Raw genomic sequence first — 16,689 nt, forward strand, 5'->3', positions numbered from 1 at the left:
CTGTGGTGCGGGAGGCGTGGGGTGCTGAGGCCGGACCCGGGCGCGCCCGTGCTGCCGCCCGTCCACGACCTGCGGGAGACCTCGGCGGCGGTCGCTGCGGCCGCGGCTACGGCGACCGCCGAGGACGATGTCGCGCGGGCCGACCTGGTCGACGTAGAGGCTGCGGTACGGGCGGTGATGTGGCAGCCCGTCTATCCGCCGGTGGAGGCGGTGTGAGCCGCGCGGCAGGGCGGCGATGACTTCCCCACGCGGTGGGCCCTGATCGAAATGCGTCTCGAACTTGATCACCCGCCCAGGGAACCGCCGGACACGCCCGTGGCCGTGGCCTGACTCTGTGTTTCGGGCAAGAACGCTCTGCCAGAGAAAGGCTGCTGGATGAACTACACAGGGGGGAACGGCTCTCTCGCCGCCACAGGAGCCGGGGCCATCACTATCGGAGGGATCGCTTTCCAGCAGTTGTGGCTGCTGGGTCTGGCGGCCCTCGTGGTCGTCCTGGGGGCCGTACTCGTACGAACGTCGTTCCGGCGGGGGAAGGCGGTCTCCGAGCGGTGAATACGATCCGGGTACGCCGTACCCGGACCCGCATCCTGGTTGGGGCCGCCCTCTCGGTGGCGGCCCTTTCCGTTTGGCTGGTCCGGCACATCTACTCCAGCATCAGCACCTGGCAAGGCCACGGGCAGCATTTCGCCACGGTGTACGCACTCGCCTTCCTGCTGCTCATGTGGCAGTGCGTGCTCTACTTCTGTGAGCGGCCGCGGAAGGTGACTTCCGAACAGCAGTCCCTGCTCGACGAGTTGAGGGTCACCGTGCCCGTGCCGGTCCGCAACGAGGGCCCCAACGCCTTCAAGGTCTGTCTGGCATCCATCGCCGGCCAGACGCGCCTCCCGGAATGTGTCGTCGTCGTGGAGAACGACAACTCCGTCGACTACTCCGCGGTCCGCTCGTGGTTCGAGGGGGTGTGCGGGGAGCGGGGCATCCCGTTGCTCTGGGAGAGCACTCCGGTGCCGGGAAAGCGCCACGCACAGGGCATGGCCCTGGCTGCCGCACGTCGTGCCGGAATCAGCAGTGACGTCTATGTCACCGTCGACTCCGATGCCAACCTCGACTGCCAGGCGATCGCGGAGATCCTCAAGCCCCTCGCGGACCGGGAGATCCAGTCCGTGGCCGGCATCGTGCTCGCCTCGAATCTGCGCGGCAACGTGAACGGCAAGGGCGAGCGCAGGCGCTGGCGGGACGTGCTGGTCCGGCTCACCGACCTGTGGTTCGTCGTCGGCCAACTGGTGGACCGCTCGGCACAGTCGGCCCTGGGCGGCGTCCTGGTCAACTCCGGTGTTCTGGCCGCCTACCGTGCCCACGTCGTCGAGGACAACCTCGAGGGCTACCTCAACGAGACCTTCCTCGGACGGAAGGTGGAGTTCTCCGACGACTCCATGCTGACCATCTACGCCCTGCAGCACGGCAAGGCGGTGCAACAGCCCACGGCCTTCGCCACCACCCTGATGCCCGACAACTTCTCGCAGCTCTTCCGCATGTACACCCGGTGGATGCGGGGGGCCTTCATCCGTACCTTCTGGCGGTTCAGGTACCTGCGCCTCAACAACTACGCCTACTGGGGCCACCTCATCGGATGGATCCAGATGATGCTCTCCACGGTGATCTTCATCGTCCTGTTTCTGTACCTCCCGGCCGTCCGGGGCGTGTGGGCGTGGGAGCTGCTCCTCATCCCCGTCCTGGTCGGCTACGGCCAGGCGCTCCGCTACCTCAGTTTCCGGCGGAGCGACGAGCCCTTCTGGGCGCAGCTCCTCACTTTCGGGGCGGCTCCCGTCGCCCAGCTCTTCGCGTTCACCGTCTTCCGTGTCGTCCGCTGGTACGCCATGGCGACGTGCTACCGGACGGGGTGGGGCACGCGGCAGAAGGTCGAACTGGACCTGGCTGCGAGTGGTTGAGGGGTATCGGCGGGTCGGTGTGCGGGCGGCCCGGAAGGACCGGTGGCCGAGGCGGTTCGGGCCGTTACCGGAATTCATGCAAGCACGCTTGATTGTTTCCGGTCCCGCTGCCATGCTCCCCCCATGTCCGACCCGACACGCGTCTTCGACGACCTGCGTGCGGAGAGCGAGGAACTCGACCGGCTCGTAGCCGAGTTGAGCCCAGAGCAGTGGGCGCTCGCGACCCCCGCACCGCGCTGGACCATCGCCCACCAGATCGCCCACCTGGCCTGGACGGACCACTCCGCCCTGCTGGCGGTCACGGACGAGAAAGGCTTCCGCGCGCTGGTCGAGAAGGCCCTGGCCGCACCGGAGTCGTTCGTGGACGAGGGTGCGGAGGAAGGGGCACAACTACCTCCCGCCGAGCTGCTGAGGAAATGGCGCGAGGGCCGCGGCGCCCTCGGCCGCGCCCTCCGCCAAGCGCCCCCCGGCACCCGTTTCCCCTGGTACGGCCCACCGATGTCCGCCGCCTCCATGGCGACCGGCAGGCTCATGGAGACCTGGGCCCACGGCCAGGACGTGGCCGACGCCCTCGGTGTGGTCCGCACCCCCACCGACCGCCTGAGGCATGTGGCCCGCATCGGTGTGCGCGCACGGGACTTCGCCTTCGGTGTCCATGGGCTCCCCGCACCCCCCGCCGACGCGATCCGGGTCGAACTCACCGCCCCCTCCGGTGCGGGCGACTCCTGGACGTACGGGCCGCAGGACGCCCCCCAACGCGTCACCGGTCCCGCCCTCGACTTCTGTCTCCTGGTCACCCAGCGCGCACACCGGGCCGACCTCACCCTGCACGTCGAAGGGCCGGACGCCGACCGCTGGCTCGACATCGCCCAGGCCTTCGCGGGGCCGCCCGGCACCGGCCGCCGGCCGAAGGGAACGGCAGGGTGACCCTCCGCATAGGCAACTTCTCCGGCTTCTACGGCGACCGCTTCGACGCCCTCCGCGAGATGCTCACCGGCGGTGAGGTGGACGTCCTGACCGGCGACTACCTCGCCGAGCTGACCATGCTCATCCTCGGCCGGGACCGTCTGAAGGACCCCGCCGCCGGTTACGCCCGCACCTTCCTGCGCCAGCTGGAGGACTGCCTCGGCCTCGCCCACGAGCGCGGCGTACGGATCGTCACCAACGCGGGCGGCCTGAACCCCGCCGGACTCGCCGACGCCATCCGTCACGTGGCCGGCCGCCTCGGCATCCCCGCCCGCGTCGCCCATGTCGAAGGCGACGACCTCACCGCCGGCCACCCGGGCAGCCTCGCCGCCCACGCCTACCTCGGCGGGTTCGGCATCGCCGCCTGTCTGCGCGAGGGCGCGGACATCGTGGTCACCGGGCGGGTGACGGACGCGGCCCTGGTCACCGGGCCCGCCGCCGCACACTTCGGCTGGCAGCCGGGCGACTACGACCGTCTCGCGGGCGCCGTCGTCGCCGGGCACGTGCTGGAATGCGGGGCCCAGGCCACCGGCGGGAACTACGCCTTCTTCCAGGACGACGACCGGAGCGGCGGCCGGGACCTCCGCCGCCCCGGTTTCCCCCTCGCCGAGATCCACGCCGACGGCACCAGCGTCATCACCAAGCACCCCGGCACCGGCGGCTTCGTCGACATCGGCACGGTCACCGCCCAGCTGCTGTACGAGACGGGCGGCGCCCGGTACGCGGGACCCGACGTCACCGCCCGGCTGGACACCGTACGGCTCACCCAGGCCGGCCCCGACCGCGTCCGTATCGACGGGGTACGCGGCGAGGCCCCGCCCCCGACCCTCAAGGTCGGCCTCAACCGGCTCGGCGGCTTCCGCAACGAGGTCGTCTTCGTGCTCACCGGGCTCGACATCGAGGCGAAGGCCGCGCTCGTGCAAGCGCAGATGGCCGACGCGCTCGCCAAGTCCCCGCCGGGCGAGGCCCGCTGGGATCTCGTCCGCACCGACCGCCCGGACGCCGGCACCGAGGAGACGGCCAGCGCCCTCCTCCGCCTCGTCGTGCGGGACCCGGACCAGAAGGTCGTGGGGCGGGCGCTCAGCGGAGCCGCCATCGAGCTCGCGCTCGCCAGTTACCCCGGCTTCCATATGCTCGCGCCACCCGGGAAGGGCGCCCCTTATGGGGTCTTCGAGGATGTGTACGTCCCCCATGGTGCCGTCGACCATGTGGCCGTCCTCCACGACGGTCGCCGTGTCCCTGTACCCCCGGCCCACGACACCCTCGTACCCGCAGAACCCGAAGAAGACATACCGCAGCTGTCCCTCCCGGAGTCTCTGCTCCCGGGTGCCACCCGGCGTGCGCCCCTCGGTCTCATCGCCGGAGCCCGCAGCGGTGACAAGGGCGGCAACGCCAATGTGGGGGTCTGGGCGCGTACGGACGACGCCTGGCGGTGGCTGGCGCACACCCTCACGGTCGACCGGTTCCGGGAGCTGATCCCCGAGAGCCGCCACCTGCCCGTCACCCGGCACGTGCTCCCCAACCTCCGTGCCCTGAACTTCGTCGTCGAGGGACTCCTCGGCGAGGGCGTCGCCGCCCAGCACCGTTTCGATCCGCAGGCCAAGGCGCTCGGCGAATGGCTGCGCTCCCGGCACCTGGACATCCCGGAGGTCCTGCTGTGACGGTCATCCCGTCCGCCCTGGACACCAAGAGCCCCGACTACACGGCGAACCGCGAGGCCATGCTCGCCGAGCTCGCCGACCTGGACGCCGAGCACGCCAAGGCGCTCGCGGGCGGCGGCGAGAAGTACGTCCAGCGGCACCGGAAGCGCGGCAAGCTGCTCGCCCGGGAGCGGATCGAACTGCTCCTCGACCCGGACACGCCGTTCCTGGAGCTGTCGCCGCTGGCGGCCTGGGGGAGTGACTACGCCGTGGGCGCCTCCCTCGTCACCGGCATCGGGGTGGTCGAGGGGGTCGAGTGTCTGATCACCGCCAACGATCCGACCGTGCGCGGCGGTGCCAGCAATCCCTGGAGTCTGAAGAAGGCCCTGCGGGCCAATGACATCGCGCTCGCCAACCGGCTGCCCTGCATCAGTCTCGTCGAGTCGGGGGGCGCCGATCTGCCCTCCCAGAAGGAGATATTCATCCCCGGGGGCGCGATCTTCCGGGATCTGACCCGCCTCTCCGCCGCCGGGATCCCGACCGTCGCCGTCGTCTTCGGCAACTCCACCGCCGGCGGGGCCTACATCCCCGGCATGTCCGACCACGTGATCATGGTCAAGGAGCGGGCGAAGGTGTTCCTCGGCGGGCCGCCGCTGGTGAGGATGGCGACCGGGGAGGAGAGCGACGACGAGTCCCTGGGCGGTGCGGAGATGCACGCGCGCGTGTCGGGGCTCGCGGACTACCTCGCCGTGGACGAGCCCGACGCGCTGCGGCAGGCGCGGCGCGTGGTCGCCCGGCTCAACCACCGCAAGGCGTACCCGGATCCGGGGCCCGCCGAGCCGCCCGAGTACGACCCCGAGGAACTGCTCGGCATCGTCCCGGGCGACCTGAAGACCCCCTTCGACCCACGCGAGGTCGTCGCCCGCCTCGTCGACGCCTCCGACTTCGACGAGTTCAAGCCGCTGTACGGGACGAGCCTGACGACCGGGTGGGCCACCCTGCACGGTTACCCGGTCGGCATCCTGGCCAACGCGCGGGGCGTGCTGTTCAGCGAGGAGTCGCAGAAGGCCGCCCAGTTCATCCAGCTGGCCAACCAGCGGGACATCCCCCTGCTGTTCCTGCACAACACCACCGGCTACATGGTCGGCCGGGAGTACGAGCAGGGCGGGATCATCAAGCACGGCGCGATGATGATCAACGCCGTCTCCAACTCCCGCGTCCCCCATCTATCCGTCCTGATGGGGGCCTCCTACGGTGCCGGGCACTACGGCATGTGCGGGCGCGCCTACGATCCGCGCTTCCTGTTCGCCTGGCCCAGTGCCAAGTCGGCCGTGATGGGCCCGCAGCAGCTCGCGGGCGTGCTGTCGATCGTCGCCCGCCAGTCGGCCGCCGCGAAGGGACAGCCGTACGACGAGGACGCGGACGCGGCCCTGCGCGCCATGGTGGAGCAGCAGATCGAGTCCGAGTCGCTGCCGATGTTCCTGTCCGGGCGGCTGTACGACGACGGCGTCATCGACCCGCGCGACACCCGCACCGTCCTCGGCCTGTGCCTGTCCGCGATCCACACGGCGCCCTACGAGGGCGCGCGCGGTGGGTTCGGCGTCTTCCGGATGTGAGGGACCCCCAGTGATCACTTCTGTGCTCGTCGCCAACCGGGGCGAGATCGCCTGCCGTGTCTTCCGGACCTGCCGTGAGTGGGGAATCCGGACGGTCGCCGTGTATTCGGACGCCGACGACAGCGCTCTCCACGCGCGCGTGGCCGACACGGCCGTACGACTGCCGGGGGCGGCGCCCGCCGAGACGTACCTGCGCGGCGACCTGATCGTGAAGGCCGCCGTGGCGGCGGGCGCGGACGCCGTGCACCCGGGCTACGGCTTCCTCTCCGAGAACGCCGACTTCGCGCGCGCCGTCCTGGACGCCGGCCTGGTGTGGATCGGCCCGCCGCCGGAGGCCGTCGAGGCGATGGCGTCCAAGACGCGCGCCAAGCAGCTCCTGGGCCTTCCGCCCCTGGCCCGGGTCACCGAGGCGGACCTGCCGGTGCTGGTGAAGGCGGCGGCGGGCGGCGGCGGGCGTGGGATGCGCGTCGTACGGCGGCTGGCGGACCTGGACGCGGAACTGGCCGCCGCGCGTGCCGAGGCGGCGAGCGCCTTCGGGGACGGCGAGGTCTTCGTCGAGCCGTATGTGGAGAACGGCCGCCACGTCGAGGTCCAGGTCCTCGCCGACACGCACGGCACGGTGTGGACGCTCGGCACCCGCGACTGCTCCCTCCAGCGCCGCCACCAGAAGGTCATCGAGGAGGCCCCCGCGCCGGGTTTGCCTCCCAAACTCGTCGAGGAGCTGTACGAGATGGCCGTCCGCGCCGCCCGATCGGTCTCCTACGCCGGCGCCGGCACCGTCGAGTTCCTCGTCGCCGACGGCAAGGCCCACTTCCTGGAGATGAACACCCGCCTCCAGGTCGAACACCCCGTCACCGAGGCCGTCTTCGGCCTCGACCTGGTCGCCCAGCAGATCCGGATCGCCGAGGGCCACGCCCTGGACCCCGAGCCGCCCCCCGCGCGCGGGCACGCGATCGAGGCCCGCCTCTACGCCGAGGACCCCGCCCGCGACTGGGCCCCGCAGACCGGCACCCTGCACCGCCTCGCCGTCCCCGAAGGCGTCCGCCTCGACACCGGCTACACCGACGGCGACACGATCGGCGTCCGCTACGACCCGATGCTCGCCAAGGTCGTCGCCCACGCCCCCACGCGCGCGGAGGCCATCCGTACCCTCGCCGGCGCCCTGGACCGGGCGGCGATCCACGGCCCGGTCACCAACCGCGACCTCCTCGCCCGCTCCCTGCGGCACGAGGAGTTCACCGCCGGCCGCATGGACACCGGCTTCTACGACCGCCACCTCGCCGGCCTCACCGCGCCCGCGCCGGACCCGTACGCCCCCCTGGCCGCCGCCCTCGCCGACGCCCACGGCCGTTCCCGCTTCGGCGGCTGGCGCAACCTTCCCTCCCAGCCGCAGACCAAGCGCTACCTGATGGCGGGCGAGGAGCACGAGGTCCGCTACCGGCACACCCGGGAGGGGCTGACGGCGGACGGGGCCCGGGTCGTGCACGCGGACGGGCGTGCCGTCGTCCTCGAAGTGGACGGCGTACGGCGCAGGTTCGACGTGGCCCGCTACGGCGACGAGCAGGTCCACGTCAACACCACCACCCTCACCGCGCTGCCCCGCTTCCCCGACCCCACCACCCACCAGGCCCCCGGCTCGCTCCTCGCCCCCATGCCCGGCACGGTCGTCCGCGTCACCGAGGGCCTGACCGAGGGAGCCGCCGTACGGGCCGGAGAACCCCTGATCTGGCTGGAGGCGATGAAGATGCAGCACCGGATCGCGGCACCGGTCACGGGGACGCTCACGGCCCTGCACGCCGTGCCTGGTCAGCAGGTCGAGGTCGGCGCTCTGCTCGCCGTCGTACAGGAGGAGGTTCAGGATCAGTGAGTACCACCCTGGAAACCGAAGAGCACAAGGCCCTGCGAGCCGCCGTCGCCGCCCTCGGCAAGCGCTACGGCCGCGACTACATCACCCGCGTCGTCGCCGACGGCGGCCACCCCGGCGAACTCTGGTCCGAGGCAGCCAAGCTCGGCTACCTCGGCGTCAACCTGCCCGAGCAGTACGGAGGCGGAGGCGGCGGCATCATCGAACTCTCCCTCGTCCTGGAGGAACTCGGCGCCGCGGGATGCCCCCTGCTGATGCTCGTCGTGTCACCCGCCATCTGCGGAACCGTCATCGCCCGCTTCGGCACCGAGCAACAGAAACAGACCTGGCTGCCCGGAATCGCCGACGGCACCCGCACGATGGCCTTCGGCATCACCGAACCCGACGCCGGCTCCAACTCCCACCGCATCACCACGACGGCCCGCAAGGACGGCGCCGACTGGCTGCTCACCGGCCGCAAGGTGTTCGTCTCCGGCGTCGACATCGCGGACGCCGTCCTGATCGTCGGCCGCACGGAGGACGCCCGTACCGGACGCCTCAAGCCCTGCCTGTTCATCGTCCCGCGCGACGCCGAGGGCTTCACCCGGCGCCCCATCGACATGGAGCTGAACACCGCCGAGAAGCAGTTCGAACTGGTCCTGGACGACGTACTGCTGCCCGCGGAATCACTCGTCGGGGACGAGGACGCGGGGCTGCTGCAGCTGTTCGCCGGACTCAACCCCGAGCGGATCATGACCGCCGCGTTCGCGATCGGCATGGGCCGGTACGCCCTCGCCCGCGCCGTCGAGTACGCCCGCGACCGCACCGTCTGGAAGACCCCCATCGGCGCCCACCAGGCCATCGCCCACCCCCTCGCGCAGGCGCACATCGACCTGGAACTGGCCCGCCTGATGATGCAGAAGGCCGCCCGCCTCTACGACGCCGGGGACGACGCGGGCGCGGGCGAGGCCGCCAACATGGCCAAGTACGCGGCGGGCGAGGCCTGCGTGAAGGCGGTCGACCAAGCCGTGCACACGCTCGGCGGGAACGGCCTCACCCGCGAATTCGGACTCGCCTCCTTGATAACGGCCGCACGCGTGGCTCGTATTGCCCCGGTGAGCCGGGAGATGATTCTCAACTACGTCTCCCACCAGACCCTGGGCCTGCCCAAGTCGTACTGAGCCCGCCCCCGGCGCGAGGAGGAACCATGTTCCGCAGCGAGTACGCAGACGTCCCGGCCGTAGAACTCCCCATCCACGAGGCCGTCCTGGGCCGCGCCGCCGAGTTCGGCGACCTGCCCGCCCTCGTCGACGGGACCGACGGCACCACACTCACCTACGGACAAGTGGACCGCTTCCACCGGCGCCTCGCCGCCGCCCTCGCCGACGCGGGTGTACGCAAGGGCGACGTCCTCGCCCTCCACAGCCCCAACACCATCGCCTTCCCCACCGCCTTCTACGCCGCCACGCGCGCGGGTGCCACCGTCACCACCGTGCACCCGCTCGCCACGGCCGAGGAGTTCGCCAAGCAGCTGCGGGACTCCGCCGCCCGCTGGATCATCACCGTCTCACCGCTGCTGGAGACCGCCCGCCGGGCCGCCGAACTAGCCGGCGGAGTGGGGGAGATATTCGTCTGCGACAGCGCGAGCGGACACCGCTCCCTCATCGACATGCTCGCCTCGGCCGCACCCGAGCCCGCCGTAGACATCGACCCCGCCGAGGACCTCGCCGCCCTGCCGTACTCCTCCGGCACCACCGGCATTCCCAAGGGCGTCATGCTCACCCACCGCCAGATCGCCACCAACCTCGCCCAGCTCGAACCCGCCGTCCCCGCCGGACCCGGCGACCGCATCCTCGCCGTACTGCCCTTCTTCCACATCTACGGGCTGACCGCCCTGATGAACGCGCCCCTGCGCAAGGGCGCCACCGTCGTCGTCCTGCCCCGCTTCGAACTGGAGACCTTCCTCGCGGCCATCCAGACCCACCGCATCACCGGCCTGTACGTGGCCCCGCCGATCGTCCTCGCCCTGGCCAAGCACCCGGCCGTCGACCACTACGACCTGTCCTCGCTCAAGTACGTCATCAGCGCCGCCGCACCCCTCGACGCCGCGCTCGCCGCCGCCTGCGCGCAGCGCCTCGGCCTGCCCTCGGTCGGGCAGGCCTACGGCATGACGGAACTGTCCCCCGGCACACACGTCGTCCCCCTGGACGCCATGCGGAAGGCGCCCCCCGGCACGGCCGGCAAACTCATCGCCGGCACCGAAATGCGGATCGTCTCCCTCGACGACCCCGGCAAGGACCTCGGCATCGGCGAACCCGGCGAGATCCTCATCCGGGGACCCCAGGTGATGAAGGGCTACCTCGGCCGCCCCGACGCCACCGCCGCGATGATCGACCGCGACGCCTGGCTGCACACCGGAGACGTCGGACACGTCGACCCCGACGGCTGGCTGTTCGTCGTCGACCGGGTGAAGGAACTCATCAAGTACAAGGGTTTCCAGGTCGCCCCCGCCGAACTGGAAGCCCTGCTCCTGACCCACCCCGGCATCGCGGACGCGGCCGTCGTCGGCGCCCGAAACGACGAGGGCAACGAGATCCCGCACGCGTACGTCGTCCGCCGGCCCACCGCACCCGGCCTCTCCGAGGGCGAGATCATGATGTACGTCGCCGAACGCGTCGCCCCCTACAAACGCGTCCGCCGGGTCACCTTCACCGACGGGGTGCCCCGGGCCGCCTCCGGCAAGATCCTGCGCCGGGAACTGCGGGAACGACGGGAACGACAGGAACCGCGGAAACTCAGGGAGCAGCCGTGACGTTGATCGGCCGTACACGCGCGCGTGGCACCGAGACACTCAGCCTCGACTCGGCCGACACCCGCAACGCCCTGTCCGCCGCCCTCGTCGGCGAACTCGCCGACGCGCTGACCGACTGCGCCAGGGACACCGGCGTACGCGCGGTCGTCCTCACCCACACCGGCACCACCTTCTGCGCGGGCGCCGACCTGCGCGATCCACCCCACCCGGACGCCCTGGTCCAGCTGCTCCGGCAGATCGTCGAAACCCGCAAACCGGTCGTGGCCCGCGTGACCGGGCACGTCCGCGCGGGCGGCCTCGGCCTGCTGGCCGCCTGCGACATCGCGGTCGCCTCGACCGGGGCCGACTTCGCGTTCACGGAGGTACGGCTCGGCGTGGCCCCGGCCGTCATCTCCCTGCCGGTGCTCCCGCGCACCGACCCGCGCGCCCTCGCCCGCTACTACCTCACCGGCGAACGCTTCGACGCCACGGAGGCGACCCGCATCGGCCTGCTGACGGCGGCGGGCGACGACGTCGACGCCGTACTGGAACCCATCCTGGACGGCCTGCGCCGCTCCTCGCCCCAGGGCCTGGCCGAGACGAAACAGCTGCTCACGGCTAGGGTGCTGGAGGCATTCGACCGGGACGCGGCCGACCTCACCGCGCTCTCGGCCCAGCTGTTCTCCTCCGCGCAGGCCCGCGAGGGGATGACGGCCTTCCTAGAACGACGGGATCCTTCATGGGTGCTGTGACCACAGACGAACCGGTCGAGCGCGTCGAGCGCGTCCCCAAGCAGGACCGCAGCCGGGCCACCCGGCAACGGCTCCTCCAGGCCGCCGTGGCCTGCCTCGCCGAACACGGCTGGACGGGCTCCACGGTCGCCGTCGTCGCCGAGCGCGCCGGCGTCTCCCGCGGCGCCGCCCAGCACCACTTCCGCACCCGCGAGGACCTCTTCACCGCCGCCGTCGAATACGTCGCCGAAGAACGCTCCACCGCCCTGCGCGCCCTCTTCCCCCAGGGCGCCACCAACCGCCGTGCCGTCGTCTCCGCCCTCGTCGACCTCTACACCGGCCCCCTCTTCCGCGCCGCCCTCCACCTCTGGATCGCCGCCTCCAACGAGGACCAACTCCGCCCCCGCGTCACCGAACTCGAGGCCCGCGTCGGCCGCGAGACCCACCGGATCGCGGTGGAACTGCTCGACGCCGACGAGTCCCGGCCCGGCGTGCGCGAGACCGTACAGGGCCTGCTGGACATGGCACGGGGCCTGGGCCTGGCCAACCTGCTCACGGACGACACCGGGCGGCGAGAGAGGGTCGTGGCGCAGTGGGCGGAGATCCTGGACACGGTCCTCAGGGACTGAGCCGCTCCACCCGCCAGCTCCCGTCCGCCTCCGCCACATACCGCAAACGGTCGTGCAGGCGGTTCACCCGCCCCTGCCAGAACTCCACCGTCCGCGGGGCAACGCGGAAGCCGCCCCAGTTCGGCGGGACGGGCACCTGTTCGCCCTCGGGATAGCGGGCGCTGAGCTCGGCGTACGAGGCGTCCAGTTCCGCGCGGGAGGCGATCACCGAGGACTGGGCGCTGGCCCAGGCGCCGAGCTGGGAGCCGTGCGGACGGGTGCGGAAGTAGGCGGCCGTCTCGTCACGGCCGGTGCGGCGGGCGGTGCCGGTGACGATGACCTGGCGGGCGATGGGATGCCAGGGGAAGAGCAGGGAGACGTGCGGGTTCTCCGCGAGGTCGCGGGCCTTGCCGGAGTCGTAGTTGGTGAAGAAGACGAAGCCATGCGCGTCGTACTGCTTCATCAGGACCGTACGTGAGCTGGGGCGGCCGGCGGCGTCCGCGGTGGAGACGACCATCGCGTTCGGCTCGTGGAGCGTGCCCTGAAGAGTCGCCTGCGCGGCGTCCTCGAACCAGCGGGTGAACTGGTCCATCGGGTGCGGGGCCAGCTCGTGCTCGTCGAGGCCCTCCGCGCGGTACTGCTTGCGCATCGCGGCGGGGTCGCGGAAAGTGTCTCGGTCGGTCACGTCACGGTCGGTCACGCGGTCATCTTGCCGTATCCACGTACGGTCTGTGTGGCACTCAGTGCCGTACGGTCTCCCCAAGGATGGCACTCGCCGATATCGTGCCCCTGGGACGTGGAATCCGGGGCGGCTCATGTGCCGCACCACTCGCACAGACCTCAAGCACACCTCACTAGGAGCCGCCTGATGTCCGACTTCGTACCCGGGCTCGAAGGAGTCGTCGCGTTCGAGACGGAGATCGCCGAACCGGACAAGGAGGGCGGCGCCCTCAGGTACCGGGGCGTCGACATCGAGGACCTCGTCGGCCACGTCTCATTCGGGAACGTCTGGGGACTGCTCGTCGACGGCGCCTTCAACCCCGGCCTGCCACCCGCCGAACCGTTCCCCATCCCGGTCCACTCCGGGGACATCCGCGTCGACGTCCAGTCCGCACTCGCCATGCTCGCCCCCGTCTGGGGCCTCGAACCACTCCTGGACATCGACGCCGAACAGGCCCGCGACGACCTCGCCCGCGCCGCCGTGATGGCCCTGTCCTACGTCGCCCAGTCCGCGCGCGGCCAGGGACTGCCCATGGTGCCCCAACGAGAGATCGACAAGGCGCACTCCGTCGTCGAACGGTTCATGATCCGCTGGCGCGGCGAGCCGGACCCCAAGCACGTCGCCGCCGTGGACGCCTACTGGACCTCCGCCGCCGAACACGGCATGAACGCCTCCACCTTCACCGCCCGCGTCATCGCCTCCACCGGCGCCGACGTCGCCGCCGCCCTCTCCGGCGCCGTCGGCGCCATGTCCGGGCCACTGCACGGCGGCGCCCCCTCCCGCGTCCTGCACATGATCGAGGAGATCGAGCGGACCGGCGACGCGGAAGCCTACGTCCGGCACGCCCTCGACCGCGGCGAGCGCCTGATGGGCTTCGGCCACCGGGTCTACCGGGCCGAGGACCCACGCGCACGCGTCCTGCGCCGCACCGCCCGCGAACTGGGCGCACCCCGCTTCGAGATCGCCGAAGCACTGGAGAAGGCGGCCCTGGAGGAACTCCACAACCGGCGCCCCGACCGCGTACTGGCCACGAACGTGGAGTTCTGGGCGGCGATCATCCTCGACTTCGCCGAGGTCCCGGCCCACATGTTCACGTCCATGTTCACCTGCGCCCGCACGGCCGGCTGGTCGGCGCACATCCTGGAGCAGAAGCGCACGGGCCGGCTCGTACGGCCGTCCGCGCGTTACGTGGGCCCGGGCCCGCGCGGCCCGCAGGAGATCGAGGGGTACGCGGACATCGCGCACTAGATGTTCCGGACGCCGAAGAAGCACAACGCGGACGACCCGCGAGCTCAGGTCCCTCCGCCTCATGGCGGGGAAGCCGGCCGGACGTACCGGCGAGCTCGCGGGTCGGGTGACTGCGTTGGATTAGGCCGGCTGCGTGGATCTGGCCACGCTGGTCCGGCACCGCACTGAGTGGTGACGGGCCACTAGCCCGCAGCCACCTCTTCCGTCCGGTATGCATACATCTGCCGAACCACCTCCCTTCCGAAGTAACAGCCACCCTAAGAACTTCGGTGCCGCCGTTCAACGGGTTTTTCGAGATGTGGACTGCGTTGCCTCTGGACGGGTGCTGTACCCGTGCCACCGGGTGGAGTTCATGGCGGCGGCGTCGTGGAGCGGTGTCCTGACCTGCTGGAGGATCATTGCGAGGCCCTCGTCGAGGCGGGGTGCACGCTCGCCGATGTCGTCCGGGTGCGGTATCTGCTGCCCGAGCGGGGCGACTTCGAGCCCTGCTGGCCGGTGTTGCGGCGGGTGTTCGGCGAGGTGCGGCCGGCGGCGACGATGATGGTGTGCGGGCTGGCGGATCCCCGGATGAAGATCGAGATCGAGGTGTACGCGCGGCGGCGGGGGCTGAGGATCGAGCCGGTGGGGAGTGAGCTCCCGCTGGAGCAGTGGCGGCATGTGCACAACGTGATCGTGCCGCCCGCGGCCATGTCGCTGGAGGAGGCGCGGGGGCGGCTGGGGCGCTACCGGTTGGTGAACGCGTATGCCGGGGACGTTCTCGTGGGCTGCTCCACCGTGCGTCCGCCGCAGGGGGAGGAGGCCGTGGCCACGGTGATCGCGCGGGTGTTGCCGGAGTACCGGGGGCGGGGGTACGGCGCGGCGCTGTACGGGGACGGGCTCGCCCACGCGCGTGTGCTGGGTGCGAGGGCGGTGGTGACCTGTGTGCCGGCGGTCATTGAAGAGGGGCTGCGGTTCGCGGAGAAGCGTGGTTTCGTCGAGGTCGAGCGGTATGTGCTGGATGGTGAGAGCGACGAGTGGATCGACCTCAGGCTGGGCAGCCTTGAGATGAGCGGTTGATCTACAACGATTCCCTCAATCTTGCGGGAACCAAGTGTGCGCTGCGTCACGTTCGAGTTGAATGAAGGTGAGTGAGCGAACCGTCGTGCCGTAACCGCGGACGCAGCCTGCAGGGGGTCCAGGTGAGTGCTTCCCGGCGTAGTGGGACCACCGATGAGCTGGGGCCCGATGGGCCCGAGCGGGACGGCTCCGATCTGCTGGCCGCCCTGCTGGACGGAATGGACGCGGCCCTGTGCGCCTTCGACGCGGACGGGATCGTCACGCACTGGAACCGTGAGGCGGAGCGCATTCTGGGCTGGACCGCCGCGGAGGCGGTGGGGCGCAAGGGGTTCGCGGGCTGGGCGGTGCGGACCGCCGACGCCGAGGAGGTGGAGGCGCGGCTGTTGTCCGCGATGCAGGCTCCGGGGCGGCAGGTTCATGAGTTCGCGCTGGTCACGAAGGATGGGGGGCGGGTTCTCGTACGGACCCAGTCCGCCGCCGTGCGCGGGCCCGACGGCAGGCCCGCGGGGGTGTACTGCGCGTTCAGTGAGGTGCACGCGCAGATCGATCTGGAGCGGTCCATCGCGCTGAGCGAGGCGTTGTTCGAGGATGCCTCGTGGGGTGTGGTGCTCGTCGACGCCGATCTCAGGCCCGCTGTCGTGAACGCGTACGCGGCGCGGGCGCTGGGTATCGGGCGTACGTCCGTGCTCGGTCGGCCGCTGGGGGAACTGCTCTCCCAGGGTGTGGAGGAGCTGGAGGGCGCGCTCACGCATGTGCTGGCCGAGGGTGCGCCGCCCGCGCCCGCCGAGATGTGGGTGAGCGTGCGCACGTCGGAGGGTGAGAAGCGGCGTTGCTGGCGCAGCTGGTTCCTGCGGCTGGCCTCGCCGCTGGCGGAGGAGCCGGTGCCGCTCGGCGTGAGCTGGATGTTCCAGGACGTGACGGACGCCAAGCAGGGTGAGCAGGAGGCGGCGCAGCTGCGCTTCCGTACCAACCAGTTGCACCGGGCGGCGCGGGCGGCGGCCGAGTGCGAGGATCCGGTGGAGGCGGCCACCGTCCATCTGGATTTCGCCCTGGCCGGGTTCGCGGATCACGCCCTGATCGACCGGGTGGCGGGCGTCTCCGCAGCCGGTGCGGAGGGGGCGGGGCCGGTGCGGCTGGTGCGGATCGCCGCGACGCCCTCGGGGGCGCCGGGGCCCAGTCTGCTCACGGGGGCGGCCGGGCTGCCCGTGCGGTACGAGGAGGGGCATCCGGCGCTGCAGTGCGTGGAGCGGGCCGGGTCGGTGCGGGCGGATGCGGGTGATGTGCCGGCCGAGCGGTCCCGGGAGTGGGCGCTGGCCCGGCAGTGGCCGGCCGACAGTGTGCATGCCCTGTGCGCGGTGCTGCGCAGCCGGGGGCGGACGCTGGGCGTGGTGACGTTCCTGCGGGGGCGGGGGCGTAGCCGGTTCGAGCGTTCGGACGCGGCGTACGCGGAGGATGTGGCGGTGCGGATCGCGGCGGCGGTGGATCTGGCGGGGGCTGCGGGGGAGGAGTGAGCGCCGCCTGAC

15 protein-coding genes are annotated in these 16,689 nt (G+C 71.4%); 14 read left to right on the forward strand and 1 reads right to left on the reverse strand.

Going from position 1 to position 16,689, the window contains the following annotated elements:
* The first annotated feature begins 21 nt into the window (after positions 1 to 21).
* The 11 genes from ACIBBH_RS36770 to ACIBBH_RS36820 all read left to right on the forward strand — a co-directional run bounded on the left by ACIBBH_RS36770 (position 22) and on the right by ACIBBH_RS36820 (position 12,162).
* Positions 22 to 216: a hypothetical protein gene (locus tag ACIBBH_RS36770; RefSeq protein ID WP_399412336.1), complete on the forward strand. Its 195-nt coding sequence runs from the start codon at positions 22 to 24 to the stop codon at positions 214 to 216.
* A 159-nt stretch (positions 217 to 375) separates the two neighbouring features.
* Positions 376 to 552 (forward strand): hypothetical protein, encoded by a 177-nt coding sequence (locus ACIBBH_RS36775; RefSeq protein WP_399412338.1) that lies wholly within the window; start codon positions 376 to 378, stop codon positions 550 to 552.
* Positions 549 to 1,946, forward strand: a complete 1,398-nt coding sequence (locus ACIBBH_RS36780; protein ID WP_399412340.1) for a glycosyltransferase — start codon at positions 549 to 551, stop codon at positions 1,944 to 1,946. The genes ACIBBH_RS36775 and ACIBBH_RS36780 overlap by 4 nt, the downstream gene beginning before the upstream one ends.
* A gap of 123 nt (positions 1,947 to 2,069) precedes the next feature.
* Positions 2,070 to 2,873, forward strand: coding sequence for a TIGR03084 family metal-binding protein (locus ACIBBH_RS36785; protein ID WP_399412342.1), 804 nt, complete (start codon positions 2,070 to 2,072; stop codon positions 2,871 to 2,873).
* Positions 2,870 to 4,573 (forward strand): acyclic terpene utilization AtuA family protein, encoded by a 1,704-nt coding sequence (locus ACIBBH_RS36790; RefSeq protein ID WP_399412344.1) that lies wholly within the window; start codon positions 2,870 to 2,872, stop codon positions 4,571 to 4,573. Before ACIBBH_RS36785 ends, ACIBBH_RS36790 begins: the two co-directional genes overlap by 4 nt.
* On the forward strand, positions 4,570 to 6,168 hold the full coding sequence (locus ACIBBH_RS36795) for an acyl-CoA carboxylase subunit beta (RefSeq protein WP_399412346.1): 1,599 nt from the start codon (positions 4,570 to 4,572) through the stop codon (positions 6,166 to 6,168). Before ACIBBH_RS36790 ends, ACIBBH_RS36795 begins: the two co-directional genes overlap by 4 nt.
* Positions 6,169 to 6,178: 10 nt before the next feature.
* A complete protein-coding gene (locus ACIBBH_RS36800) occupies positions 6,179 to 8,035 on the forward strand; it encodes a biotin carboxylase N-terminal domain-containing protein (protein WP_399412348.1) in 1,857 nt (618 codons plus the stop codon).
* The gene (locus ACIBBH_RS36805) at positions 8,032 to 9,192 is read left to right on the forward strand and encodes an acyl-CoA dehydrogenase family protein (protein ID WP_399412350.1); all 1,161 of its coding nucleotides are present in this window, start codon (positions 8,032 to 8,034) and stop codon (positions 9,190 to 9,192) included. The genes ACIBBH_RS36800 and ACIBBH_RS36805 overlap by 4 nt, the downstream gene beginning before the upstream one ends.
* Before the next feature lie 26 nt (positions 9,193 to 9,218).
* The gene (locus tag ACIBBH_RS36810; protein ID WP_399412352.1) at positions 9,219 to 10,823 is read left to right on the forward strand and encodes a 4-coumarate--CoA ligase family protein; all 1,605 of its coding nucleotides are present in this window, start codon (positions 9,219 to 9,221) and stop codon (positions 10,821 to 10,823) included.
* A complete protein-coding gene (locus tag ACIBBH_RS36815; RefSeq protein ID WP_399412354.1) occupies positions 10,820 to 11,554 on the forward strand; it encodes an enoyl-CoA hydratase family protein in 735 nt (244 codons plus the stop codon). Before ACIBBH_RS36810 ends, ACIBBH_RS36815 begins: the two co-directional genes overlap by 4 nt.
* The gene (locus ACIBBH_RS36820) at positions 11,542 to 12,162 is read left to right on the forward strand and encodes a TetR/AcrR family transcriptional regulator (RefSeq protein ID WP_399412356.1); all 621 of its coding nucleotides are present in this window, start codon (positions 11,542 to 11,544) and stop codon (positions 12,160 to 12,162) included. The genes ACIBBH_RS36815 and ACIBBH_RS36820 overlap by 13 nt, the downstream gene beginning before the upstream one ends.
* On the opposite strand, the gene pdxH is transcribed toward ACIBBH_RS36820, so the two are convergent.
* Positions 12,152 to 12,826, reverse strand: coding sequence for a pyridoxamine 5'-phosphate oxidase (pdxH, locus tag ACIBBH_RS36825; RefSeq protein WP_399412450.1), 675 nt, complete (start codon positions 12,824 to 12,826; stop codon positions 12,152 to 12,154). The two genes, ACIBBH_RS36820 and pdxH, sit on opposite strands and share 11 nt — an antisense overlap.
* 183 nt (positions 12,827 to 13,009) lie before the next feature.
* Between pdxH and ACIBBH_RS36830 the strand changes: the two genes are divergently transcribed.
* The 3 genes from ACIBBH_RS36830 (at position 13,010) to ACIBBH_RS36840 (ending at position 16,677) form a co-directional block, all read left to right on the forward strand.
* Positions 13,010 to 14,110 carry a citrate synthase 2 gene (locus tag ACIBBH_RS36830; protein ID WP_399412358.1) on the forward strand — a complete coding sequence of 367 codons (1,101 nt, stop codon included), beginning with the start codon at positions 13,010 to 13,012 and terminating at the stop codon, positions 14,108 to 14,110.
* Positions 14,111 to 14,413: 303 nt separating this feature from the next.
* Positions 14,414 to 15,166 carry a GNAT family N-acetyltransferase gene (locus tag ACIBBH_RS36835; protein ID WP_399412452.1) on the forward strand — a complete coding sequence of 251 codons (753 nt, stop codon included), beginning with the start codon at positions 14,414 to 14,416 and terminating at the stop codon, positions 15,164 to 15,166.
* A gap of 122 nt (positions 15,167 to 15,288) precedes the next feature.
* Positions 15,289 to 16,677, forward strand: a complete 1,389-nt coding sequence (locus ACIBBH_RS36840) for a PAS domain-containing protein (RefSeq protein ID WP_399412360.1) — start codon at positions 15,289 to 15,291, stop codon at positions 16,675 to 16,677.
* Positions 16,678 to 16,689: the final 12 nt, after the last annotated feature.

Origin of the sequence: Streptomyces sp. NPDC051636 (genome assembly GCF_044453765.1) — a bacterium.
GTDB lineage: Bacteria > Actinomycetota > Actinomycetes > Streptomycetales > Streptomycetaceae > Streptomyces.